The 21,674-nt window shown below is 68.3% G+C and carries 26 protein-coding genes; 16 read left to right on the plus strand and 10 right to left on the minus strand.

Features of this window, described 5'->3' with window-relative positions; genetic code table 11:
* Window positions 1-85 precede the first annotated feature (85 nt).
* The 3 genes from nadE to V7Z82_RS05245 all read left to right on the plus strand — a co-directional run bounded on the left by nadE (window position 86) and on the right by V7Z82_RS05245 (window position 5,285).
* Window positions 86-904: an ammonia-dependent NAD(+) synthetase gene (gene nadE, locus V7Z82_RS05235; RefSeq protein ID WP_334148728.1), complete on the plus strand. Its 819-nt coding sequence runs from the start codon at window positions 86-88 to the stop codon at window positions 902-904.
* Between the two features lie 131 nt (window positions 905-1,035).
* Window positions 1,036-4,506, plus strand: a complete 3,471-nt coding sequence (locus V7Z82_RS05240; RefSeq protein ID WP_334148730.1) for a TM0106 family RecB-like putative nuclease — start codon at window positions 1,036-1,038, stop codon at window positions 4,504-4,506.
* A gap of 8 nt (window positions 4,507-4,514) precedes the next feature.
* Entirely contained in the window at window positions 4,515-5,285 is a 771-nt protein-coding gene (locus V7Z82_RS05245; protein WP_334148732.1) for a hypothetical protein, read from the plus strand.
* A 9-nt stretch (window positions 5,286-5,294) separates the two neighbouring features.
* On the opposite strand, the gene upp is transcribed toward V7Z82_RS05245, so the two are convergent.
* Window positions 5,295-5,927: a uracil phosphoribosyltransferase gene (upp, locus tag V7Z82_RS05250; RefSeq protein WP_334148734.1), complete on the minus strand. Its 633-nt coding sequence runs from the start codon at window positions 5,925-5,927 to the stop codon at window positions 5,295-5,297.
* 105 nt (window positions 5,928-6,032) lie between these two features.
* On the opposite strand from upp, the gene tadA reads away from it, so the two are divergent.
* On the plus strand, window positions 6,033-6,488 hold the full coding sequence (gene tadA / locus V7Z82_RS05255) for a tRNA adenosine(34) deaminase TadA (protein ID WP_334148738.1): 456 nt from the start codon (window positions 6,033-6,035) through the stop codon (window positions 6,486-6,488).
* Between the two features lie 2 nt (window positions 6,489-6,490).
* Here the strand turns inward: tadA and V7Z82_RS05260 are convergent, their stop codons facing one another.
* Entirely contained in the window at window positions 6,491-7,462 is a 972-nt protein-coding gene (locus V7Z82_RS05260; protein WP_334148740.1) for a cation diffusion facilitator family transporter, read from the minus strand.
* 60 nt (window positions 7,463-7,522) lie between these two features.
* Between V7Z82_RS05260 and proC the strand changes: the two genes are divergently transcribed.
* Both proC and V7Z82_RS05270 read left to right on the plus strand, forming a co-directional pair.
* Window positions 7,523-8,362, plus strand: a complete 840-nt coding sequence (gene proC / locus V7Z82_RS05265) for a pyrroline-5-carboxylate reductase (RefSeq protein WP_334148742.1) — start codon at window positions 7,523-7,525, stop codon at window positions 8,360-8,362.
* Window positions 8,363-8,364: 2 nt separating this feature from the next.
* Window positions 8,365-8,652 (plus strand): DUF1905 domain-containing protein, encoded by a 288-nt coding sequence (locus V7Z82_RS05270; RefSeq protein ID WP_334148744.1) that lies wholly within the window; start codon window positions 8,365-8,367, stop codon window positions 8,650-8,652.
* 21 nt (window positions 8,653-8,673) lie between these two features.
* On the opposite strand, the gene V7Z82_RS05275 is transcribed toward V7Z82_RS05270, so the two are convergent.
* A complete protein-coding gene (locus V7Z82_RS05275; protein WP_045279166.1) occupies window positions 8,674-9,345 on the minus strand; it encodes a potassium channel family protein in 672 nt (223 codons plus the stop codon).
* On the minus strand, window positions 9,338-10,768 hold the full coding sequence (locus V7Z82_RS05280; protein WP_334148747.1) for a TrkH family potassium uptake protein: 1,431 nt from the start codon (window positions 10,766-10,768) through the stop codon (window positions 9,338-9,340). The genes V7Z82_RS05275 and V7Z82_RS05280 overlap by 8 nt, the downstream gene beginning before the upstream one ends.
* 104 nt (window positions 10,769-10,872) lie before the next feature.
* On the opposite strand from V7Z82_RS05280, the gene V7Z82_RS05285 reads away from it, so the two are divergent.
* The 10 genes from V7Z82_RS05285 to V7Z82_RS05330 all read left to right on the plus strand — a co-directional run bounded on the left by V7Z82_RS05285 (window position 10,873) and on the right by V7Z82_RS05330 (window position 16,488).
* Window positions 10,873-11,289 carry an ArsR/SmtB family transcription factor gene (locus tag V7Z82_RS05285; RefSeq protein ID WP_045279168.1) on the plus strand — a complete coding sequence of 139 codons (417 nt, stop codon included), beginning with the start codon at window positions 10,873-10,875 and terminating at the stop codon, window positions 11,287-11,289.
* Between the two features lie 178 nt (window positions 11,290-11,467).
* Window positions 11,468-12,406, plus strand: coding sequence for a cyclase family protein (locus tag V7Z82_RS05290; protein WP_334148750.1), 939 nt, complete (start codon window positions 11,468-11,470; stop codon window positions 12,404-12,406).
* A gap of 75 nt (window positions 12,407-12,481) precedes the next feature.
* The gene (locus V7Z82_RS05295) at window positions 12,482-12,673 is read left to right on the plus strand and encodes a helix-turn-helix domain-containing protein (RefSeq protein ID WP_045279170.1); all 192 of its coding nucleotides are present in this window, start codon (window positions 12,482-12,484) and stop codon (window positions 12,671-12,673) included.
* A 135-nt stretch (window positions 12,674-12,808) separates the two neighbouring features.
* Entirely contained in the window at window positions 12,809-12,907 is a 99-nt protein-coding gene (locus V7Z82_RS05300; RefSeq protein ID WP_003792170.1) for a 30S ribosomal protein bS22, read from the plus strand.
* Window positions 12,908-12,990: 83 nt separating this feature from the next.
* Window positions 12,991-13,293, plus strand: coding sequence for a rhodanese-like domain-containing protein (locus V7Z82_RS05305; protein ID WP_045279171.1), 303 nt, complete (start codon window positions 12,991-12,993; stop codon window positions 13,291-13,293).
* Window positions 13,290-13,586 (plus strand): glutaredoxin family protein, encoded by a 297-nt coding sequence (locus V7Z82_RS05310; RefSeq protein WP_334148754.1) that lies wholly within the window; start codon window positions 13,290-13,292, stop codon window positions 13,584-13,586. The genes V7Z82_RS05305 and V7Z82_RS05310 overlap by 4 nt, the downstream gene beginning before the upstream one ends.
* Window positions 13,583-13,885: a Dabb family protein gene (locus tag V7Z82_RS05315; RefSeq protein ID WP_334148756.1), complete on the plus strand. Its 303-nt coding sequence runs from the start codon at window positions 13,583-13,585 to the stop codon at window positions 13,883-13,885. Before V7Z82_RS05310 ends, V7Z82_RS05315 begins: the two co-directional genes overlap by 4 nt.
* A 206-nt stretch (window positions 13,886-14,091) precedes the next feature.
* Window positions 14,092-14,907: a transporter substrate-binding domain-containing protein gene (locus V7Z82_RS05320; RefSeq protein WP_334148758.1), complete on the plus strand. Its 816-nt coding sequence runs from the start codon at window positions 14,092-14,094 to the stop codon at window positions 14,905-14,907.
* Between the two features lie 31 nt (window positions 14,908-14,938).
* Window positions 14,939-15,736 carry an amino acid ABC transporter permease gene (locus tag V7Z82_RS05325; RefSeq protein ID WP_334148762.1) on the plus strand — a complete coding sequence of 266 codons (798 nt, stop codon included), beginning with the start codon at window positions 14,939-14,941 and terminating at the stop codon, window positions 15,734-15,736.
* Window positions 15,733-16,488 (plus strand): amino acid ABC transporter ATP-binding protein, encoded by a 756-nt coding sequence (locus V7Z82_RS05330; RefSeq protein WP_334148764.1) that lies wholly within the window; start codon window positions 15,733-15,735, stop codon window positions 16,486-16,488. The genes V7Z82_RS05325 and V7Z82_RS05330 overlap by 4 nt, the downstream gene beginning before the upstream one ends.
* Window positions 16,489-16,563: 75 nt before the next feature.
* On the opposite strand, the gene V7Z82_RS05335 is transcribed toward V7Z82_RS05330, so the two are convergent.
* The 6 genes from V7Z82_RS05335 to V7Z82_RS05360 all read right to left on the minus strand — a co-directional run bounded on the left by V7Z82_RS05335 (window position 16,564) and on the right by V7Z82_RS05360 (window position 21,590).
* On the minus strand, window positions 16,564-16,740 hold the full coding sequence (locus V7Z82_RS05335; RefSeq protein ID WP_334148766.1) for a YegP family protein: 177 nt from the start codon (window positions 16,738-16,740) through the stop codon (window positions 16,564-16,566).
* Window positions 16,741-16,980: 240 nt separating this feature from the next.
* Window positions 16,981-18,072 (minus strand): ABC transporter ATP-binding protein, encoded by a 1,092-nt coding sequence (locus V7Z82_RS05340; RefSeq protein ID WP_334148768.1) that lies wholly within the window; start codon window positions 18,070-18,072, stop codon window positions 16,981-16,983.
* Window positions 18,069-18,860 (minus strand): ABC transporter permease, encoded by a 792-nt coding sequence (locus tag V7Z82_RS05345; RefSeq protein ID WP_442927593.1) that lies wholly within the window; start codon window positions 18,858-18,860, stop codon window positions 18,069-18,071. The genes V7Z82_RS05340 and V7Z82_RS05345 overlap by 4 nt, the downstream gene beginning before the upstream one ends.
* Window positions 18,857-19,828, minus strand: a complete 972-nt coding sequence (locus tag V7Z82_RS05350; protein WP_442927589.1) for an ABC transporter permease — start codon at window positions 19,826-19,828, stop codon at window positions 18,857-18,859. Before V7Z82_RS05350 ends, V7Z82_RS05345 begins: the two co-directional genes overlap by 4 nt.
* The gene (locus V7Z82_RS05355) at window positions 19,807-20,949 is read right to left on the minus strand and encodes an ABC transporter substrate-binding protein (protein WP_334148774.1); all 1,143 of its coding nucleotides are present in this window, start codon (window positions 20,947-20,949) and stop codon (window positions 19,807-19,809) included. The genes V7Z82_RS05350 and V7Z82_RS05355 overlap by 22 nt, the downstream gene beginning before the upstream one ends.
* 128 nt (window positions 20,950-21,077) lie before the next feature.
* A complete protein-coding gene (locus V7Z82_RS05360) occupies window positions 21,078-21,590 on the minus strand; it encodes a GNAT family N-acetyltransferase (RefSeq protein ID WP_334148777.1) in 513 nt (170 codons plus the stop codon).
* Window positions 21,591-21,674: the final 84 nt, after the last annotated feature.

Here is a 21,674-nt window from a genome sequence, read left to right on the forward strand (position 1 = left end):
CGTGCGAAGCCGGGAGCGTGCGAGCGGTGTCATCCCGATGTAACACTGGGGGAGGATACTGACGTCGAGAAGACCGGAGGATCACGTGTCCCTGCAGAAGCAGATCTCTGAAGCGCTCGGCGTCTCGGCCGAGATCGACCCAGCCGCCGAGGTGGAGCGCCGTGTGCAGTTCCTGGCCGACTACCTGCGTGCCACCGGTGCCAAGGGCTTCGTGCTCGGCATCTCGGGCGGACAGGACTCGACGCTGGCCGGACGCCTCGCGCAGCTCGCGGTGGAACGCGTGCGCGCCGAAGGCGGCGCGGCGACGTTCCTCGCCGTGCGACTGCCGTATCGCGTGCAGCACGACGCGGACGACGCCAAGGCGGCGCTCGAGTTCATCGCGGCCGACGAGTCCGTCGAGGTGAACATCCAGAACGGCGTCGACGGCGTCGAGGAGGACATCGAGTTCGCGGTCACCAGCGACATCAGCGACTTCAACCGCGGCAACATCAAGGCGCGGGTCCGCATGGTGACCCAGTACGCCCTGGCCGGTCACGCCGGTCAGCTCGTCATCGGCACCGACCATGCGGCAGAGGCGGTGACCGGCTTCTACACGAAGTTCGGTGACGGAGCGGCCGACATCCTGCCCCTGTCCGGGCTCAGCAAGCGTCAGGGGCGCTCGTTGCTCCAGGAGCTCGGAGCGCCTGACCGTCTCGCGTTCAAGGTGCCGACCGCCGACCTGCTCGACGGCCAGCCCGGCCGTGCCGACGAGGACGAGCTCGGTCTGACCTACGAGCAGATCGATGACTTCCTCGAGGGCCGCGAGGTCGACCCGGAGGTCGCCGGACGCATCGAGGCCAAGTACCTCGCGACGCAGCACAAGCGCAATCTCCCGGTGACGCCGGACGACACCTGGTGGCGCTGACCGATCGGCGGGCCTGTCCAGGTCTCTGAGTCGCTCGACTGACGCGCTCGGGGCACTGCTTCCGTGCGCCTGGCCGCCTCGAGTGTCGGATGCCGCGGCTAGGGTCGAAGCATCCGATCGATGGGAGCACAGTGCGGATCGACACTCAGGCGCAGCGCGTGATCTGGAGCGCGAGCGACCTCAAGGCGGCCGCCGAGTGCGAGTTCGCGTGGTGCCGCGCGATCGACGCGAAGCTGGGCAGGGTGCCGGCTGTCGAGGAGCCGGAGGACGCGACGCTCGCACGGGCAGCCCTGCTCGGCGACGTGCACGAGCGCAACGTCCTGGCCCGGTACGTCGATGACCTCGGCGACGATCGCGTGCACCAGGTCGAGAAGGTGTCGTCGATCGATGCCGAGGCGCTCGCTGCCGCGATCGACGAGACGATCGACGCCCTGGGCTCCGATGCGCTGGTGGTCTTCCAGGCCGCGTTCGCGACCGAGGAGTTCGTCGGCTTCGCGGACTTCCTCCGCCGCGACGACGATGGCCGATGGCGGGTGCAGGACTCCAAGCTCGCCCGCAAGGCGCGCGTCACCGCGCTCATGCAGCTCGCGGCATATGTCGATCAGCTCGACCGCCTCGGGATCCCGCGATCCGACGAGGTCGACCTCATCCTGGGCGACAGCACGCTCAGCACGCACTCGGTCGACGATCTGCTGCCGCTCTTCCACGTCCGCCGAGCGCGATTGCGCGCGCTCATCGCCGATCGTGGCATCGAACTGGGTGTGAGCGGGGCACCGCTGGCGTGGGGCGACGGACGCGGAGACCTCGACGTCGTCGCATGCGGACGCTGCGCCACCTGCGAGGAGCAGGTGATCGCGCACCGGGACCTGCTGATGGTCGCGCGCATGCGGCCGGTGCAGCGCGCTCGGCTCCGTGCCGGCGGCATCGAGACCATCGACGCACTCGCGGCTGCGACCGATGCGCCGGAGGGTATGAACGCGGACACCTTCGCGACGCTCCGAGCGCAGGCGAGGGTGCAGCTGCGGGCGGATGCCGAGGGCGTGCCGACCTACGACGTGCACTACGCCGCCGCGATCCACACCCTGCCGGTGCCGAGCCTCGGCGACATCTTCTTCGACTTCGAAGGCGATCCGCTGTACACCGAGCCTGCGCCCGACGGCGAGGCGCACTGGGGCATCGACTACCTGTTCGGCTGGGTCGACAACGACGACCGGTACTCCGCGCTGTGGGCGCACACCTTCGCCGATGAGAAGCGCGCCCTCGAGGATTTCCTCGACTTCGTGAAGCTGCGCAGGTCGGCGCATCCCGGCATGCACATCTACCACTACGCCCCCTACGAGACCTCGCACCTGGTCGCGATGGCCGCCCGCCACGGGGTCCGTGAGGGAGAGGTCGACCGGCTGCTCCGGGAGGGCGTGTTCGTCGATCTCTACCCGCTGGTGCTGCGCACGGTGCGGGTCGGCTCGCGCTCGTACTCGATCAAGAAGCTCGAGCCGCTCTACATGGGCGCCGATGTGCGCACGAGCGACGTGCAGAAGGGCGACGACTCGATCGTGCAGTACGTCGCGGCGCGCGAGTTCGCGGCCGCGGGGGAGCAGGCGGAAGCAGACGCCGTGCTCGCCGATCTCGCCGACTACAACCGGTACGACTGCGTGTCGACCAGGCGCCTGCGCAACTGGCTGATCGAGATCGCGCGTCGAGAGGGCGTGAACCCCGCGCCGCCGGATGCTGCGGACGAGCTGGTCTACGAGCCATCGCCGCGGTCGGTCGCGCTGCTCGCGGATGCCGAGGCTGCGGTCGACGCCGGAGACGACGGCCAGGTGCACCGCATCGCCGCGGCAGCGATCGACTACTTCCCGCGCGAGGCCAAGAGCTTCTGGGTCTCGCACTTCCAGCGGCTGCGCGAGCCGGTCACGATGTGGGACGGCACGCGCGACGTGGTGCGCGTCGATCGCCCGTCCTCGGTCGTGAGCCGGGACTGGAGTGTCGCCGAAGGGCGCCGCGTGATGTCGCGCGACATCGAGGTCCGTGGCGAGGTGTCGCCGGGAACGACGCTCGGCGTCGGCGCGCAGCCGTTCGCGCTCTACGAGGTGCCGGCCCCGTTCGACCTCGAGGTGCCGTCTCGTGCCGTGCATGTGCCGCACACGGTCACGGTGACCGAGGTGCTCGACGACGGCTACCTGGTGACCGAGACCGCGATCCAGGGGCAGACCTGGGATCAGATCCCGCTCGCGCTGACACCGGCCGCACCGCCCAGGGTCGTCTCGCTGCAGGGCGCGATCGACGAGTGGGCGGATTCCGTGCACGCGGCCGCTCCGTCATTCCCCGAGGATGCTGCGACCGACATCCTGCGCCGCATCCCACCGCGCACCCTCTCGGGAGCGGCGATCCCGGCTGCCGACGACGACGTGATCGACGCGATCGTGCGCGCGGTTCTCGACCTCGACCGCAGCTACCTCGCGGTGCAGGGCCCTCCCGGCACCGGCAAGACGTACACGGGATCGCGCGTGATCGCCCGTCTCGTCACCGAGCACGGGTTCAAGGTCGGCGTCGTGGCGCAGTCGCACGCGATCATCGAGACGCTCCTCGAGCGCATCGTCGCCGACGGGGTGCCGCCGGCGCAGGTCGGCAAGGCCCCGAAGGATCCGACTGCCGACCCCTCGTACACGGTGATCCCGAAGAGCGGCATGGCGCCCTTCCTCGCCGAGCATCGTGACGAGGGCGCCGTGGTCGGCGGCACGGCCTGGGACTTCAGCAACACCGCACGTGTCGATCGGGGCGGGCTCGATCTGCTCGTGATCGACGAGGCCGGGCAGTTCTCGCTCGCCTCGACCATCGCGGTCGCGGCCGGGGCCAAGCGACTGCTGCTGCTGGGCGATCCGCAGCAGCTGCCGCAGGTCAGCCAGGGCGCGCATCCCGAGCCGGTCGACACCTCGGCACTCGGCTGGGTCATGGATGGCGATGCCGTGGTGCGCCCCGAGTACGGGTACTTCCTCGCGCGTTCATGGCGGATGCATCCAGCGGTCGCGGCACCGGTGTCGCGGCTCTCCTATGCGGGAAAGCTCGCTTCGGCGCCGGGCACCGAACGTCGCGAGGTGCACGGCATCGACTCCGGTCTGCACGTCGTGCCGCTGCGCCATCGAGGCAACTCGACCCAGTCGCCAGAGGAGGCCGCCGAGGTCGTTCGGCTGGTCGGCGAGCTCGTGGGCCGCTCGTTCACCGACAACGACGCGTCGATGACCACCCGTGAACTCGCGCAGAGCGACATCATCGTCGTCACCCCGTACAACGCGCAGCGCCAGCTGGTGCTCGATGCCCTCTCAGCCGCGGGATTCCCCGATGTGCCGGTCGGCACGGTCGACAACTTCCAGGGCAAGGAGGCGGTCGTCTCGATCACCTCGCTCGCCGCCTCGAGTGGTCGGGATGCGCCGCGCGGGCCCGAGTTCCTGCTGCTGCAGAACCGCCTCAACGTGGCGATCTCGCGTGCGCAGTGCGTGGCCTATCTGATCCACTCGCCGGCGTTGCTCGATGATCTGCCCTACACGCCGGAGGGTGTGGCGCGGCTGAGCGCCTTCGCACGCCTCGTCGGTGTCGTGGACTGAGTCTCGGCATGCACTCCACCGACGAGATCCTTCGAGCCGCCGCTGCGTGGTTCTGGGTGCCTCGCGACGGCGAGCACGAGAACGTCGAACTGCAGCTCGTACGGTATCCCGCCCGTTTCGGCGGCGGCGTGCGCGGCTCGCAGGTCAGATCCGACCGCACTGCCGCCGAGGTCCTCGACCACGCAGTCGCCCGCACCCGCGCCTGGGGCGAGTCCGAGCTCACGTTCTGGACGAATCCCTCAGACGGCCCCGACCTCGAGGACGCGCTGCGTCACCGCGGGGCCGAGCACATCGATACGGTCGCGGTGTTCGCGCTCGCTATCGATCAGGTGAGCATCGAAGTGCCGCCGGCGGCCTCCGCCGAGGTCGTCCGGACCATCGAGCAGGTGCGCGAGGTCGACGTGATCAACGTGCCGGTCTGGCAGCAGGCGCCCCTGGATGCAGACGGGCTGCGCGACGAACTCGCCGAGATCGAGGCTGGTCTCACGACTGGCGAAGGCTTCCGTGTGCTCGGACGCCTTGGTGGAGACGCCGTGAGCACGGGTGGGTGCACCGTCGTCGAGGGCTTCGCGCGTCTGTGGGGTGCGGCCACGCTCGAGCACGCGCGCGGCAGCGGCGCCTACCGCGCGGTGCTCGCAGAACGGCTGCGGGTGAGCGCCGAATGGGGAGCATCCACGGCTCTCGTGAAGGGCCGTGTCGCGACCTCGGCGCCGATCCTCGCCCGTGCAGGGTTCACGCAGTACGGCGCTGAACGCGCGTACCGGCTCAGGCTCGACTGAGCCCGTGGATCAGACCGTGCCGTAGAGGCGGTCGCCGGCATCGCCGAGACCGGGAACGATGTAGCCCTTCTCGTTCAGACGCTCATCGAGGGCACCAAGCACGAGGGTGACGTCGCGGTCGCCGGCCATGGCCTCGATCGCGGCGACGCCCTCGGGGGTGCCGAGCAGGCAGATCGCGGTGACATCCTTCGCTCCACGGTCGAAGAGGAACTGGATGGCCGCGGCGAGCGAGCCGCCGGTCGCGAGCATCGGGTCGATGGCGAAGCACTGGCGGTCGCTGAGGTCGTCGGGCAGACGCTCGGCATAGGTCTTCGGCTCGAAGGTCTCCTCGTCCCGGACCATGCCGAGGAAGCCGACCTCGGCGGTCGGAAGCAGCGTGACCAGGCCCTCGAGCATGCCGAGTCCGGCGCGCAGGATCGGCACGACGATCGGCCGCGGCTCGGAGATCTTCACTCCCATCGTGGTGGTGACGGGGGTCGTGATCTCGATCGGGGTGACCTTGACGTTGCGCGTCGCCTCGTACGCGAGCAGGGTGACCAGCTCTTCGGTCAGCTGCCGGAAGACCGGCGACGGGGTGCGCACATCGCGCAGCACCGAGAGCTTGTGAGTGATGAGAGGGTGGTCGGCGACGTGAACACGCATGGATACAGGCTAATGCGCCGCGGGGGTCGACACGACATCGGATGCTCCGGCCCGCCGCTGCCCGAGGCCGAGGTCTCTGCGTTCCCGCTGTCGTAGGCTCGACGCATGACCGCCGCCGACGATCTCGCGATGCAGCGAGCGCTGACGCTCGCTGCCGAAGCGGCGTCGGCGAACGAGATCCCGGTCGGCGCCGTCGTGCTCGATGCAGAGGGCCGGATCATCGCCGAGGGCCGCAACCACCGCGAAGCCTCGCACGATCCGACCGGTCACGCCGAGGTCGACGCACTGCGGCGCGCAGCGGCATCCGTCGGCTCCTGGAACCTCGAGGGGCACACGCTCGTCGTCACCCTGGAGCCGTGCATCATGTGCGCCGGCGCGATCCTGCAGGCGCGCATCGACCGCGTGGTCTTCGGGGCCTGGGACGACAAGGCGGGAGCGGCAGGCTCGATGTACGACGTGCTGCGCGATCGACGGCTGCCGTATCGCGCCGAGGTCGTGGGCGGGGTCGAGGCCGATGCCGCGACGGCCCTCCTTCGCGCGTTCTTCGAGCAGCGCCGCTGAGCTCAGTCCGAGGACTTGAGCACGAAGACGTCGGTCGAGGGCTCAGGATCGATCGCAGGGCGATAGACGTCCGGCTCGATGTAGACGACGCGGGCGACCGGCACCGCCTCGCGGATGCGGGCCTCGATCGCGTTGATGTCGTCAGCCGCCTCGCGCAGCGGCTTGTCGGCGTTGAGCGCGATCTTCGCGGCGACCATCAGCTCGTCGGGTCCGAGGTAGAGCGTCTTCATGTGGATGATCTTCTCGATCTCGTCACCCGCATTGATCGCGTCGACGATCCGGTCGTGATCTCCCTGCGTCGCGCCCTCGCCGACGAGGAGGCTCTTGGTCTCGACGCCGAGCACGATCGCGATCAGCACCAGCAGCACACCGATCATGACGGTACCGAGTGCGTCGAACACCGGGTTGCCGGTGATCAGGGTGAGCCCGACGCCGAGCAGCGCGAAGGTGAGACCGGTGAGTGCGCCGACGTCCTCCAGCAGCACGACGGGGAGTTCTGGGGCCTTCGAGCGACGAACGAACGACACCCACGACTGTCCCTGCTCGCGCACGAGGTTGCTCTCGCGCACTGCGGTGCGCAGCGAGAACGACTCCAGACCGATCGCGATCACCAGCACGACCAGCGGCAGCCACCACCAGGTGCGGTCGAGCTCGTGCGGGTTCGTGAGCTTGTCGACGCCCTCGTAGATCGCGAACAGGCCACCGACGGAGAACAGGATGATCGACACGACGAAGGCGTACACGTAGCGCTCACGGCCGTAGCCGAACGGGTGCGAGCGGTCGGCTTCGCGTCGTGCCTTGCGGCCGCCGAGCATCAGCAGCAGCTGGTTGCCCGAGTCGGCGACGGAGTGGATCGCCTCGGCGAGCATCGACGCAGAGCCGGAGAGCGCCCACGCGATGAACTTCGCGAGCGCGATGCCCAGATTCGCCAGAAACGCTGCGACGATGGCCTTGTTGCCTCCGGATGCACTCATGCTCCGAGTCTAGGACTGCGCGTCGCAGGAATCAGGGTATGCCCGCCGTAGGATGACGACATGGCTGACTCCCTTCCCGCCCTCGCGTTCCTCGGTGCCGGTTCGATGGGAGGGGCGATCCTCCGCGGCGTCGTCGCCTCCGGCATCACGATCGACGGCGGCATCATCGCGACCAACCGCACGCAGGAGAAGGCCGACGCCTTCGCCGACCTCGACGGCGTCACCAGCATCGCTCTGGAGTCCCAGCCGTCCGGCAGTGCGGATGCCGCGGCATCCGCACGTATCGTGCTGGTCGGCGTGAAGCCGGCGATGGTCCCCGATCTGCTGCGCGAGATCGCCCCGCGCCTCGCCCCGGACACGATCGTGGTGAGCCTTGCGGCCGGGGTCACGCTGCAGACCTTCGCCGAGATCCTCGGTGCCGACGCGCGCGTCATCCGGTCGATGCCGAACACCCCGTCCACGATCCGCAAGGGCGTCACGGGTCTCGCGGCCGGCCCGGCCGCGAGCGATGAAGACCTCGCGCTCGTCCACCGCCTGTTCGAGACGGTCGGCGCGGTGGTCGAGGTGCCCGAGTCGAAGATCGACGCGCTCTCCACGATCTCCGGGTCCGGCCCCGCCTACGTCTTCCTGCTGATCGAGGAGTTCACCAAGGCCGCGGTCGGGATGGGATTCGCGGATGCCGACGCGCGCCTCATGGTCGAGCAGACATTCATCGGTGCGACCGCCCTGCTCGATGCATCCGACGTCGACCCGGCGGAGCTGCGTCGCCGTGTGACGAGCCCGAAGGGCACCACCGAGCGGGCGATCGCCGTGCTGCAGGACGCGCACCTCGACCGGACGTTCGCGGATGCCGCTGCGGCAGCCCTCGTTCGGGCCAAGGAACTCGCCGCAGGAGCCTGACCATGCGGCTGCGGATCACCGGAGAGATCTGGTACTGGCGCGGACCCGCGCCGTACCACTTCGTCACGGTGCCGCCGCCGGAGAGCGAGATGATCCACGAGATCGCCTCGATCGTCACCTACGGCTGGGGGATGATTCCGGCATCGGTCACGATCGGCGGCACCACGGTGACGACGGCGCTGTGGCCCAAGGACGGCGGCTACATCGTGCCGATCAAGAAGGCGCTGCAAGACCGTGCAGGCGTCGCGGTCGATGACGTCGTCGCCCTCACGCTCGACATCGACGCCTGAGCTGCCGGAGCGGGAGCGGGCTCAGCGGTCGAGCGCCGCGAACCGCTCGATGTCGCTGTTGGTGCCCGACACGATGATCAGGTCGTGGTTCGTGACGATCGTGTTCGCCTCGGCGTAGCGGAACGGCTTGCCGGGGCTCTTCACGCCGACGACCGTGACCTTGTACTTCGTCCGGACGCCGGACTCGTTCAGGCCGACGCCGCGGATGAACTTCGGCGGGTACATCTTCGCGAGCACGAAGTCGTCGTCGAAGCGGATGAAGTCGAGCATCCGGCCGCTCACGAGGTGGGCGACGCGCTCGCCGGCCTCGCGCTCCGGGTAGATGACATGGTTCGCGCCGACACGGGCGAGGATCTTGCCGTGCGACTGCGAGACCGCCTTGGCCCAGATCTGGGGGACCTTGAGGTCGACGAGGTTCGCCGTGATCAGCACGGATGCCTCGATCGATGAGCCGACCGCGACGACGGCGACCTGGAAGTCCTGCGCGCCGATCTGGCGCAGCGCGTCGATGTTCTTCGCGTCGGCCTGCACGGTGTGCGTGACGCGGTCGGACCACTTCTGCACGAGCTCGAGGTTGCCGTCGATCGCGAGCACTTCGCGGTCGAGGCGGTCGAGTTCGCCGGCGCAGGCGGCGCCGAAGCGGCCGAGGCCGATGACGAGTACGGGAGCGTCGCCCCTGAGCACTTCAACCAACGATCGGCCTTTCCACTGGAAGCGAGTAATACTGCGATCGCGAGGTCGCGGCGACTGCCGCGGCGAGTGTCACTGTACCAATGCGCCCCATGAAGATGGTGACGGCGAGCACGTACGATCCGGCGTCCGGAAGCTGCGCCGTGAGCCCGGTCGACAGGCCGACGGTGGCGAACGCCGAGATTACGTCGAACAGCACATGACTGATGTCGGCCTTCGTGATCTGGGCGATGATGATGGTCGACAATGCCACGATCGTGGCACCCCACGCGACGACGCTGAGGGCCACGCGCTGCACGTCGCTGGGGATGCGGCGGCCGAACACCTCGACCGACTGGCGTCCTTTGGCCTCGGACCAGACGGCGATCGCGAGCACCGCGAGCGTCGTGACCTTGATGCCGCCGGCGGTCGACGCAGAGCCTCCGCCGACGAACATCAGCATGCTCGCTGCCACGAGCGACGAGCCGTTGAGGTCGGACATGTCGATCACGTTGAAGCCGCCGGACCGGGTCATCGCAGACAGGAAGAAGGCCTGGAACGTCGTGTCAGCGGCATCCATCGAACCGAAGGTCTTGGGGTTGCTGTACTCGAGGATGAGGAACACCACGGCGCCGAGCACGAACAGCAGCACGGTCGTCACGAGCGTGAGCTTGGTGTGCAGCGACCACCGCTTCACATGCCACACGTGCTTGGCGAGCGAGTAGATCACCGGGAAGCCGATGCTGCCGAGGAAGACGCCCACCATCAGCAGCGACAGCACGAGGTAGTCGTCGGCGAACACCGCGACGCCGCCGTCGTTCGGCGCGAAGCCGGTGTTCGTGAACGCCATCGCCGCGAAGTACGGGGCCTCCCAGAGCGCGGCGATCGGGTCGACCTTCGCCATCACCAGGGACGGGTAGAGGAAGACCGCCAGCGCCGCCTCGATGATCAGCGAGGACAGGGCGACGGTGCGCAGCAGCTGACCGACCTCGCCGAGGCGGACGGTCTGGCTCTCGTTCACGACGCCGCCGTGTGCGCGCATCGGGTTCGTGTCGCCGGCTGCCATGAGCTTGGCGCGGAGGCCGAGGCGTTTCGAGATGACCATGCCCATCAGCGAGGCGAGCGTGAGCACGCCGAGTCCGCCGATGTTGACGCCGATGAAGATCAGCACATGGCCGAAGGGCGACCAGTGGTTCGCCATGTCGACCGTCGCGAGGCCGGTGACGCAGATCGTGGACACCGCGGTGAACAGGGCGTCGCTCAACGGGGTGACGGTTCTCGACGCCGAGGCGATCGGCAGCGACAGCAGCGCGGTGAAGATCAGGATCAGCAGCGCGAAGATGACGATCGCGAACCGTGAGGGCGAGGAGGTGATGATGTGCTTGCCGCGCGAACCCAGATCACGAAGGACGCGCTGCGGGGAGGACGCCGACACGATGCCCGACATCGCATCCCCCTTCAAGCTCCTCCGACCGCGTCCGGCGGTCACGCGGCACCGTTCGCCGAGCCTTCGTCATGGTACTCCGTGCCGGGGACGACTAGCCTGAACTCATGACGGACATCTTCGACGTGATTGCAGACGGTACGAGGCGGGACATCCTCCAGCTCCTGCTGCGACGCACCACCGAAGGAGACGCGGGCACGAGCGTCAGCCATATCGTCGCCGAACTCGGCATCAGCCAGCCCACCGTGTCGAAGCACCTCAAGGTGCTGCGCGACGCAGAACTCGTCTCCGTCCGCGAAGACGGGCAGCGCCGGTTCTACAGCCTCGCCGTCGAGCCGCTCGAGGCCGTCGACGACTGGCTGGTGCCCTTCCTGATGGATGCCTACGGCGACGATGCGCCGGACATCGAATACCCGATGGTGCCGTTGCCGGACGGTGCGACGCATGCGGCCGAGGTCGTCGGCCGTGCCGCGGCATCCGCGAAGCACGTCGTCGCGACTGCGCTCAAGCGCCTCGGAGCCTGAGTCCGGAACAGACATCGCCCCTGACGACAGGGGGCGTGTCATCAGGGGCGACGGGCGGGTCCCATCCCGCATCGATCCGGCGGTGCCTGCCGGGATCGTCCGCACAGCCTGACAGCGCAGTCTGGGGGATTCTCGGGCGCACGCTATGCCTTCGCTGAAACCTTGCCAAGATGTGGACATGACGGACGAACACCGCGCCCACTTCGACTTCTCGATCGCCTTCGCCAACGGCGGAGGCCTGACCGGGGAGGGGTTCCGGTTGGACCTGCCCCGACCGGAACTCACGCCGGAGCAGATCGGCGAGCTCCTCGTGGCCCATCTCGGCCTGGCGCTCGTGAGTGAGGTCGAGCTGCGCGAGCTCCGCATCGTGCAGGAGCAGCATCGGGGGAGTCGGGGCGTCGCAGCATCCGTCCCTGCGGCTGACGAGCGCGGGAGCAAGGAGCGCGTGATCGATCTCAGCCACCCCATCGAGGCAGGCCTGATCACCTACCCCGGCTTGCCGGCGCCGAGCATCGTGCCGCACCTGACCAGGGAGGACTCCAAGGCGAAGTACGCCCCCGGAACGGAGTTCGCGATGGACGTGATCACGATGATCGGCAACACCGGCACCTACCTGGATGCGCCGTATCACCGGTACGAGGACGGCGGCGATCTGGCGTCACTCGACCTCCAGACGCTCGTCGGCCTTCGCGCAGAGGTGTTCCACCTCCGCGACGCGTGGGACGCGGAGCGGCGGGGGATCGAGGCGGTGACACTGGCCGATCGTGATCTCCGGGATGCCGCGGTCCTGCTCGACACCGGATGGAGCGCGCACTTCGGAACGCCGGAGTACGCGCACGGTGCGCCGTACCTCACGGAGGGTGGAGCGCGCTTCCTGGTCGATGCGGGGGCGCGCCTCGTCGGCATCGACTCGCTCAACATCGACGACACCGAGGGCGGCGGAGCGCGCCCTGCGCACACGATCCTGCTCGCTGCCGGCGTGCACGTCGTCGAGCATCTGACCGCCCTCGCCGAGGTGCCTGCCCAGGGTGCCCGCTTCACCGCGGCCCCGCCGGCGGTGCGCGGATTCGGCACCTTCCCGGTGCGCGCGTTCGCGACGGTTCCCGGGAGCTCCTGATCACACAGGCCACATGGGTTTACACGCGTCCCAGCTACCCCATAGAGTGTCCACATTGAGAAAGGGGTACGTGGGATGCCCGAAGTTCCTGATGTCCGGTTTTTGACGGTGGCCGAGGTCGCCGACATCATGCGAGTGTCGAAGATGACCGTCTATCGACTCGTTCACGCCGGCGAATTGCCCGCCATCCGATTCGGCCGCAGCTACCGCGTGCCAGAGTCGGCCGTCGCGGACGCACTCCAGCGTCCGATCGCCGACGTCGGCTGAGGTCTGCGATCCGCTGCACGTCGACGGTGTCAGTCGACGTGCTGGGGTTTGCTAGACTGATCCGAGGCATTTTTCCGTGCCCGTACCCGGGTGTCCGACATCGCGACACCCAGCCACTGACTTAGTGAGGTTTCCGTGGGTTCTGTCATCAAGAAGCGCCGCAAGCGCATGGCGAAGAAGAAGCACCGCAAGCTGCTTCGTAAGACTCGCCACCAGCGCCGCAACAAGAAGTAAGCGGCCAGACACGAGCGCCTGTCTTCGGACGGGCGCTTTGTGTCTCCGGGCGCATCGAGTACCAGCCACATCGTGAGGACGCCATGAAGTCGATCACCGTCACAGAACTCGCCGAACGCTCCGCCACGCCGCTCATCGACGTGCGCGAGACCGATGAGTTCGCGGCCGGGCATGTCCCGGGCGCGGTCAACATCCCGATGTCCGAGATCGGCAACCGTCTCGAAGAGCTGCCCAGCGAGTCCTTCGACGTGATCTGCCAGGCCGGCGGCCGCTCCGCGCGCGTCGTCGAGGCACTGGAGGCTCGCGGCTACGACGCCACGAACGTCGAGGGCGGCACCGGCGAGTGGATCGCCCAGGGTCGTGCCGTCGAGGTGCCATCGGCGTGACCACGCTCACCCTGATCGGCAAGCCCGACTGCCACCTCTGCGATGTCGCCTCCGAGGTGATCGACGCGGTCGTCGCAGACCTCACGGATGCCGCGGCGGAGCAGATCGAGATCGTCGAGGCATCCATCCAGGACGATCCGGCACTGTACGACCTGTGGTGGGAGAAGATCCCGGTCGTCCTGATCGACGGGCAGCTCCACTCGCACTGGCGTGTCTCGCCCGACCGTCTGCGCCACGCGCTCGAGGAATCCGTCAGCAGCGTCGCGCTCAGCGACCAGAAGGGGTCGAGATGACCATCCGCCACGTCGTCACCTGGAAGCTCGCCGCTGAAGATGCGGCAACGCGTCACGAGCATGCGACCGAGGTCGCACGCCGTCTGAACGGACTGCAGGGCGAGGTGCCCCAGATCCTCTCGATCACGGCCGGCGCGAACATCGCCTACCCGGAGGCGAACTGGGACGTGACGCTGGTCGCCGACTTCGAGAGCATCGCCGCGCTCGAGGAGTATCAGGTGCACCCGGCGCACGTCGAGGTCTCGACCTTCGTCCGCTCGGTCGTCGCGTCGCGCGCCTCGGTCGACTTCGAGATCTGACCTGCCGGGTCGTCCGTTGCGGTCTCGAATCTGTCGAGACTGAGTCTGCATCAGCTCGATCCCGGGTTCCTACGTGCGTCTCCGGGCACTTGCAACACAAATGTAATGCGTTCGACGCCGTAGACGTTGGTGGCGGCGACAGACCGCATGTTTAGATGAACTCCTACCCGTCCGTGGGCATCGTCCCTCGTCTCATAGGAGCTGTCATGCAGCGTCGCACCATCCTCGCCGGGCTCGCGCTCGCGGCGACCGCCACCCTCGCCCTCGCAGGCTGCGCCTCGAACGCTGGCGGATCCGACAGCGGCGAACCGGCAGCCGGCGACGAGTACGGTCTGGTCGAGGCCGGAACGCTCACGGTCTGCTCCGACATCCCCTACGCACCCTTCGAATTCGAGGGCGGCGACAACGGAACCGGCTACACCGGCTTCGACATCGACCTGCTCGACGCAGTCGCGAAGAAGCTCGACCTCAAGCTCTCGGTGCAGGACGTCGGCTTCGACGCACTGCAGTCCGGCACGACGCTCGCCGCAGGCACCTGCGACGTCGGCGCATCGGCCATGACGATCACCGAGGAGCGCAAGGCGAACATCGACTTCTCCGACCCGTACTACGACTCGCTGCAGTCGCTGCTGGTCCGCACCGACTCGGGCATCGAGTCGATCGACGACCTCTCCGGCAAGAACGTCGGCGTGCAGCAGGGCACCACCGGCGAGTCCTACGCCACGGCGAACGCCGAGGGCGCCGAGCTCGTGCAGTACCCGTCGGACGGCGAGCTGTGGCCGGCGATGCAGGCCGGTCAGATCGACGCGATCCTGCAGGACCAGCCGGTGAACCTCGAGCACGAGAAGGCCGACTCCGCCTACAAGATCGTCGAGACCTACAACACCGACGAGTCCTACGGCTTCGCCTTCGCGAAGGGTGAGAAGGATGCACTGCGCGAGGCGGTCAACGGTGCGCTGCAGGAGCTGCGTGACAGCGGCGACTACCAGACGATCTACGACAACTACTTCACCGCGAAGTAGTCGGCGGATATAGGTCGGGAGGACCTTGACAATGGCGTTGAGGCGCACCACCAAGAGCAAGCTGTATCGGTACATCGTCTATGCGGTGCTGATCGCCATCGTCGTCTGGGCGGCGGTCAGCACCGACTGGGCGAAGATCGGCCCGCTGTTCTTCAATCCCGAGATCGCGATCAAGATGTTCCCGGGGATCATCACGACCGCGCTCGTGAACACCCTGTGGTTCACTGCGGTCGCGTTCATCGCCGGTCTGCTGCTCGGCATCGTGCTCGCACTGCTGAAGCTGTCGAGCATCGGGCCGTTCCGCTGGATCGCCACGGCCTGGATCGAGCTGTTCCGCGGGCTCCCCGCGATTCTCACGATCTTCGGCGTCGCGTTCATCCTGCCGATCGCGCTCGGCATCTCGGGCCGCGACCTGGGCGGGCCGGTCGTGCTCGGCCTGGTCGGTCTCATCCTCGTGGCCTCGGCGTACATGGCCGAGACGATCCGTGCCGGTATCCAGGCGGTTCCGAAGGGGCAGACGGAAGCGGCTCGCTCGCTCGGGATGTCTCCCATGAAGACCACGTTCTGGATCATCGTGCCGCAGGGATTCCGCATCATCATCCCGCCGCTGACCAACGAGTTCGTGCTGCTGCTGAAGGACACCTCGCTGCTCTTCGTCGCAGGCACGTTCATCTGGTCGAAGGAGCTCACGAACTTCGCCCGTGACGCGGCGACGCAGAACACGAACGCGACACCGCTGATCATGGCGGCGATCCTGTACCTGATCGTGACGATCCCCCTCACGCGCTTCAGTGCGTACCTGGAACGACGGATGGCGAAGCAGCGATGATCACCGACCTGATTGATGTCCACGCCCCGGCGATCGACCTGCAGGGACTCGTGAAGTCGTTCGGCGACAACGAGGTGCTCAAGGGCATCGACCTCACCGTCACCGCCGGCGAGGTCGTGTGCGTGATCGGCCCGTCCGGGTCCGGCAAGTCGACGCTGCTGCGCTCGGTGAACCTGCTCGAGGAGCCGACCGGCGGCAAGGTGCTGATCGAGGGGATCGACATCACCGACCCCGACGTCGACATCGACCGCGTGCGCACGCGCATCGGCATGGTGTTCCAGAGCTTCAACCTGTTCCCGCACCTCGACGTGATGGGCAACCTCATGATCGCGCAGCAGCGCGTGAAGAAGCGCTCCAAGGCCGAGGCCGAGCGGGTCGCGAAGGAGATGCTCGCCCGCGTCGGGCTCGCGGAGAAGGCTGACGCGTTCCCCGGTCACCTCTCCGGCGGCCAGCAGCAGCGCGTGGCCATCGCCCGCGCACTCTGCATGAACCCCGACATGATGCTGTTCGACGAGCCGACCTCGGCGCTCGACCCCGAACTCGTGGGCGAGGTGCTGCAGGTCATGCGACAGCTGGCCGACGAGGGCATGACCATGCTCGTCGTCACGCACGAGATGGGCTTCGCACGCGAGGTCGGATCCCGCCTGATCTTCATGGACGGCGGCCACATCGTCGAAGAGGGCGACCCGCGCGAGGTCATCGGCAATCCGCAGCATCCGCGTACGAAGGACTTCCTGTCCCGCGTGCTCTGAGCGCTTCGTTCACGTGAGAGACCCCCTGGTGCGTCGTCTGCGCCAGGGGGTCTCTGCAATACCTGGGGGCTCGGGTCAGGACTCGACGACCCCGGCGTCTGGCGCGTTGCGCCGGACGGACTCGATCCCGCTGAGTGCGCCGGACTTCGAGGAGTACCCCTCGCTGATCGCGATCACCTCGCCGTTGCTCGCCTTCAGACGGAATCGGTACTCGCCGGCCTTGTCGGTGTACAGCTCGAACGTGCCTGCCATGAGGCGTCCTTTCTCTGACGGATCGAGGAGTCTCGCCCCTCGGGACTCACGCTAGCCCGACCCCCATATCTGGGGGAAGAGCGACCTCGGTCCGAGGGCACAGCCGCGCGGGTGCACGCCCTGTTCGGCGTTCCGGTCGCAGTCGATGCCGCACAACGCATGGCCGGGCGGCAGGAACTGCGACCGGAAGTGGACGAGGCGGCAGGAACTGCGACCGGAAGTGGACGAGGCGGCAGGCCCTCAGCCGCGCGGGTGCACGGCCACCGGCTCCGGAGCGATCGCGATGCGCACGCGGTCGCCGAAGGCGGGGTGGATGCCGGGGGCGTGCTGCACCCTGACGAGGTCGCCGGACTCGGTGCGCACGAGCGTGCGGCGCATGCTGCCGAGGAACGTGCTCTCCTCGACGAGCGCGTCGGTCGCGGCGTCCGCCTCCGAGGCGAAGAACACGTTCTCCGGGCGAAGGTAGACGTCGACCGGTCCGGTCTCCGGAGTCTGCAACGGCAGCCGCTGCCCCCAGACCATGACGTGGTCGCCGTCGGCGACACCCGACACCACGCTGGACAACCCGACGAACGCCGCGACACCAGCCGTCGAGGGGGTCGTGTACAGCTCCTCCGGCGAGCCGATCTGCTCGATGCGACCCGAGTTCATGACCGCGATCCGGTCGGAGACGGCGAGGGCCTCCTCCTGGTCGTGCGTCACGAAGACGGTCGTGATGCCGAGTCGCAACTGGATGCGCCGGATCTCGTCACGCAGCTGCACCCGTACCTTCGCGTCGAGTGCCGAGAGCGGCTCGTCGAGCAGCAGCACCTTGGGCTCGGTGACGAGTGCGCGCGCGAGTGCCACGCGCTGCTGCTGGCCGCCGGAGAGCTGGTGCGGGAAGCGATCGGCGAAGTCGGTGAGTCCGACGAGCGCGAGCGCGTCGAGCGCACGCTTGGCCGCCTCCGCTCGACCGACGCCGCGTCGGCGCAGCCCGAACGTGGTGTTCTCGGCGACCCGCAGGTGCGGGAACAGCGAGTACGACTGGAACACCATGCCGATGTCGCGCTTGTTGGTCGGCACGCGAGACACGTCGCCACCGCCGAGCAGCACCGCGCCCTCGTCAGCGCCCTCGAGGCCGGCGAGCACCCGGAGCAGCGTCGTCTTGCCGCAGCCCGAGGGCCCGAGGAGTGAGACGAACTCGCCCGGAGCGATGTCGAGGTCGACGCCGTGCAGCACGCGGGTGCCCGAGTAGCTCTTGACGATGCCCTGCAGCTCGACGCGGGTGCCCTCGCCGGCCTCGGCGAGCAGCAGGTTGTCCTTCGTTCGGGGAAGTGCGTGGTCGAGGGTCATGAGCGGGCCTTTCCGGTGCCGCGGGCGGCGCGGCCGATGACGAGGAGCAGGATGAAGCAGAACAGCAGCGCCAGCAGAGTGAAGATCGCCGGGGCATAGGGGTCCTGCTTCTGGACGACGACCATGGCCGTCTGGAACACCTGGCGGTTCAGGAGCGAGGCGATCGTGAACTCGCCGAGGACCACCGCGATCGAGATGAGCGATGCGGCCAGCAGGCCCTGGCGCAGGTTCGGTGCGAGCACCTTGAGCACCACGGTCGGCCAGCTCGCACCGAGCGAGCGCGCGGCCTCGGAGAGCGTGCGGAGGTCGGCGGCGTCGATCGATGCCTGGATGGAGCGGAACGCGAAGGGCAGCACCGTGATGCCGTAGGCGAAGGCGAGCGTCCAGGTGCCGGTGCCCAGCGAGCGGCCGATCTGCAGGTAGATCGGCGCGAGCCCGACGACCAGCACGATCGCGGGGATCGAGATCGGCAGGAGCGCGGCGAACTCGAACATCGCCTTGAGCTTCGGGAACCGCAGGTTCACCAGGATCATGGTCGGCGCGAGCAGCAGGAGCACGATCGCGACCGTGACGAGCGCCAGGACGAGGGAGTTGCCGAGGCCGGTCCAGATCGGCTTGATCGCGGCGGATGCTGCGGGGTCGAACAGTGCCGTCCAGTGCTCGAGCGACAGGCCTTCCTTCCCGCGGAGCGTGAACAGGAACGTGGAGACCAGCGGGATCGCGAAGAAGGCACCGACCAGGATGCCGATGACCCAGCGGGTGGTGAGCGACGGGGCGAGGCGGTTCACGACTGCCACCGCGCTGTCCGGCGCTGGATGAGCGAGTACAGGGCCATGACCACTCCCACGATGACGATCATGCCGAGCGCGAGTGCGCCGGCGAGGTTCTCGCGTCCGAGCACGGTTTCGCTGGTGAGCGCGGCACGGATCTGCAGCGGCACGATCTGGGCACCCTGGCTCGCGAGTGCCGCGGCCGTGGCGTACGAGGAGAAGGCGTTCGCGAACAGCAGCAGCAGGCTGGCGAGGAACGACGGGGCGAGCACCGGGAGTCCGATGCGGAGCCAGAAGCTGGTGCGTGTGCCGCCGAGCGTGAGGTTCGCCTCGGCCCACTGCGGCTTCAGCGCAGCGAGCGCCGGCATGAACGTGATCACCATGAGCGGGACCTGGAAGTAGATGTAGGGGAGCACGAGGCCGGGGAGCTCATACAGCCAGGTGCCGTTCGCGTAGATGTTGATACCGAAGCTGTCTTCCAGGAACACCTTGAGGACACCCTGGATGCCGATCGTCGCGATGAAGGCGAAGGCGAGCATCACGCCGCCGAACTGGGCGAGGACGCCGGCTGCGGCATCCACGGCCGAGCGCACTGCGCCCTCCGGGTTCATGCCGAGCAGGGCGTAGCAGACGAGGGCGCCGACGACCGCGCCGATCAGGGCGGTGAGGAGCGAGAGCCCGGCCGAGTTGGCGAAGGTGGTGAGCACGACGGGGTCGGCGAGGGCCGAGACGTTCGACCAGGTGAAGGAGCCGTCCTTGGTGAAGAAGCCGGAGCCGATCGCGAGCACGGTCGGTACGGCGAGGAACAGGACGACGTAGGCGGCGAAGGGGACCAGCCCCAGCCAGGCCCAGGACGGCTCGGACCGCCGGGCCCTCGCAGTGTGCGAGGACCCGGTGCCCGATTCCCGGATGGGAGAGACGGGGGCGGATGCCGCGGCATCCGCCCCCGGTGCGGTGATGGTGGTCACTGGACCGCCGCTGCCCACTTCTCGCCGAGCAGCGTGCCGGCCTTGGTGCTCTGCTCCTCGGTCGGGACGACCGTGTCCTCGGGGACCTCCGGCAGTGCCGAAGCCAGGTCGGCGTCGATCGTGCCCGCGTCCGTCATGGCCTCCATGCGAGCCGGACGTGCGCCGCCCTTGAGCCACAGGTTCTGCACGTCGTCGCTGTAGAGGAACTCCTGCCACAGGCGGGCAGCCGCCGGGTGCGGGGCGTCGACGTTGATGGCCTGGTTGTAGTAGCCCGCGTACCCGGTGCCGTCGAGCACGACGACCTCCCAGTTCTCGTTGTCGGCCTTGTGCGAGGCGTTCAGGTAGTCCCAGTCGAAGACAACGGGGGTCTCGCCGCTCGCGACGGTCGCCGTGGTCACGTCGACCTTGAGCAGGTTGCCGGCCTTCTGGAGCTCGGAGAAGAAGTCGATGCCGGGCTGGAAGTCGTCGAGCGTGCCCTCGGACTGGACGGTCGCGAGTCCGACAGCCGCGAAGGCCGCGCCGGCCTGCGTCGGGTCGCCGTTGATCGCGACGGCACCCTTGTAGGAGTCGCTCAGCAGGTCGACGAGCTCGCTCGGCGCGTCGAACTTCGAGGAGTCGTAGCCGATCGACATGTATCCGCCGTAGTCGCCGACGAACAGGCCGGTCGGCTCCTTGAGCGCGTCGGGGATGTCGTCCCAGGTCTCGACCTTGTAGGGAGCGAAGGTGTCGGTGTTCTGCAGCGCGACCGTGAGGCCGAGGTCGAACACGTCGGGTGCCGTGTCGAGTCCCTTGTTGGTCTCGGCAGCCTGGATCTCCTCGGCGCTGGACACGTCGGGGGATGCTTCGTTGATCGTGATCTCGGGGTACTTCTCGGCGAAGAGGTCGAGGATCTCGCCGTAGTTGGCCCAGTCGCGGGGGAGCGCGATGACGTTGAGCGCGCCCTCCTTCTTGGCGGCTGCCTCGAGGTCGGCGAAGGTGCCGAAATCGGCGACCGAGGTCGCGGCTGCGGCGTCGACCGCGTCTCCGCCGTCTGCGGGGGTGGCATCGGCCGCGGAGGCGCAGCCGGACAGGGCGAGTGCGGCCGTGGCGGCCAGGGCGATGCCGGCGCCGAAGCGCGCGCGGCGGGTGTTGCGAGCCATGTGATTCCTCTCGGGTGACCGGCGATCGCCGGTACGGGGTTGCGAGAGGAGGCTATGGGCCGGGGGTTACCGGTGATCTCGACGCGGGTGAACGCGAGATGTCCGACCGGTGGCGGGTGGACGCCGGGTCAGGTGCCGACCGAGTACTTGAAGCCGAGGTGCGAGCCGACGTAGCCGAGGCGCTCATAGAAGCGGTGGGCCTCGGTGCGGGCTGCGTCCGAGGTGAGCTGCACCATCGCGGCGCCGACGGCAGGAGCTGCGGCATCGGACACCCAGCGCATGATGGCGGATCCGATGCCGGACGAGCGCAGGTCGCTGCGCACGCGCACGGCTTCCACGAGCAGTCGTCTCGCGCCGCGGCGGGCCATGCCGGGGATCGACGTGAGCTGCAGCGTGCCGACGACCTCGCCGTCGAGCTCGACGACGAGCAGATCGTTCGACGGCTCGGCCAGGATCTCCTCGAGCGCGGCCGTGTAGGCCGGGCGGTCCTCATCGGATGCCACGTCACCGCGGGCCGCGCTGATCGGGTCGTCCGCGAGCAGGGCGATCACGGCATCCGCATCGGCCGTCGTGGCACGGCGCAGCGCCGCGCGACCGGCTCGGGAGTCGATGGGATGCGGGAGCGGGAGCGTGTCGAGCATGGTGCCAGTCTGTCACTGCCGCGGTGTCGTCCGATGCGCCGTGGGACTGGCATCCTGAACTGATGGACATCGGCGCGGTACTCG

The organism is Microbacterium sp. (genome assembly GCF_036823965.1).
Classification (GTDB): domain Bacteria; phylum Actinomycetota; class Actinomycetes; order Actinomycetales; family Microbacteriaceae; genus Microbacterium.

Bases quoted from the DNA above. Each gene is read 5' to 3' on its own strand.
- V7Z82_RS05360 (WP_334148777.1), bottom strand. From the start codon at position 21,590: ATGCTCGACACGCTCCCGCTCCCGCATCCCATCGACTCCCGAGCCGGT.
- tadA (WP_334148738.1), top strand. From the start codon at position 6,033: ATGACCGCCGCCGACGATCTCGCGATGCAGCGAGCGCTGACGCTCGCT.
- V7Z82_RS05325 (WP_334148762.1), top strand. From the start codon at position 14,939: ATGGCGTTGAGGCGCACCACCAAGAGCAAGCTGTATCGGTACATCGTC.
- V7Z82_RS05355 (WP_334148774.1), bottom strand. From the start codon at position 20,949: ATGGCTCGCAACACCCGCCGCGCGCGCTTCGGCGCCGGCATCGCCCTG.
- V7Z82_RS05285 (WP_045279168.1), top strand. From the start codon at position 10,873: ATGACGGACATCTTCGACGTGATTGCAGACGGTACGAGGCGGGACATC.
- V7Z82_RS05320 (WP_334148758.1), top strand. From the start codon at position 14,092: ATGCAGCGTCGCACCATCCTCGCCGGGCTCGCGCTCGCGGCGACCGCC.
- V7Z82_RS05270 (WP_334148744.1), top strand. From the start codon at position 8,365: ATGCGGCTGCGGATCACCGGAGAGATCTGGTACTGGCGCGGACCCGCG.
- V7Z82_RS05245 (WP_334148732.1), top strand. From the start codon at position 4,515: ATGCACTCCACCGACGAGATCCTTCGAGCCGCCGCTGCGTGGTTCTGG.
- V7Z82_RS05335 (WP_334148766.1), bottom strand. From the start codon at position 16,740: ATGGCAGGCACGTTCGAGCTGTACACCGACAAGGCCGGCGAGTACCGA.
- proC (WP_334148742.1), top strand. From the start codon at position 7,523: ATGGCTGACTCCCTTCCCGCCCTCGCGTTCCTCGGTGCCGGTTCGATG.
- V7Z82_RS05330 (WP_334148764.1), top strand. From the start codon at position 15,733: ATGATCACCGACCTGATTGATGTCCACGCCCCGGCGATCGACCTGCAG.
- V7Z82_RS05340 (WP_334148768.1), bottom strand. From the start codon at position 18,072: ATGACCCTCGACCACGCACTTCCCCGAACGAAGGACAACCTGCTGCTC.
- upp (WP_334148734.1), bottom strand. From the start codon at position 5,927: ATGCGTGTTCACGTCGCCGACCACCCTCTCATCACTCACAAGCTCTCG.
- V7Z82_RS05280 (WP_334148747.1), bottom strand. From the start codon at position 10,768: ATGTCGGGCATCGTGTCGGCGTCCTCCCCGCAGCGCGTCCTTCGTGAT.
- V7Z82_RS05315 (WP_334148756.1), top strand. From the start codon at position 13,583: ATGACCATCCGCCACGTCGTCACCTGGAAGCTCGCCGCTGAAGATGCG.
- V7Z82_RS05305 (WP_045279171.1), top strand. From the start codon at position 12,991: ATGAAGTCGATCACCGTCACAGAACTCGCCGAACGCTCCGCCACGCCG.
- V7Z82_RS05260 (WP_334148740.1), bottom strand. From the start codon at position 7,462: ATGAGTGCATCCGGAGGCAACAAGGCCATCGTCGCAGCGTTTCTGGCG.
- V7Z82_RS05295 (WP_045279170.1), top strand. From the start codon at position 12,482: ATGCCCGAAGTTCCTGATGTCCGGTTTTTGACGGTGGCCGAGGTCGCC.
- V7Z82_RS05290 (WP_334148750.1), top strand. From the start codon at position 11,468: ATGACGGACGAACACCGCGCCCACTTCGACTTCTCGATCGCCTTCGCC.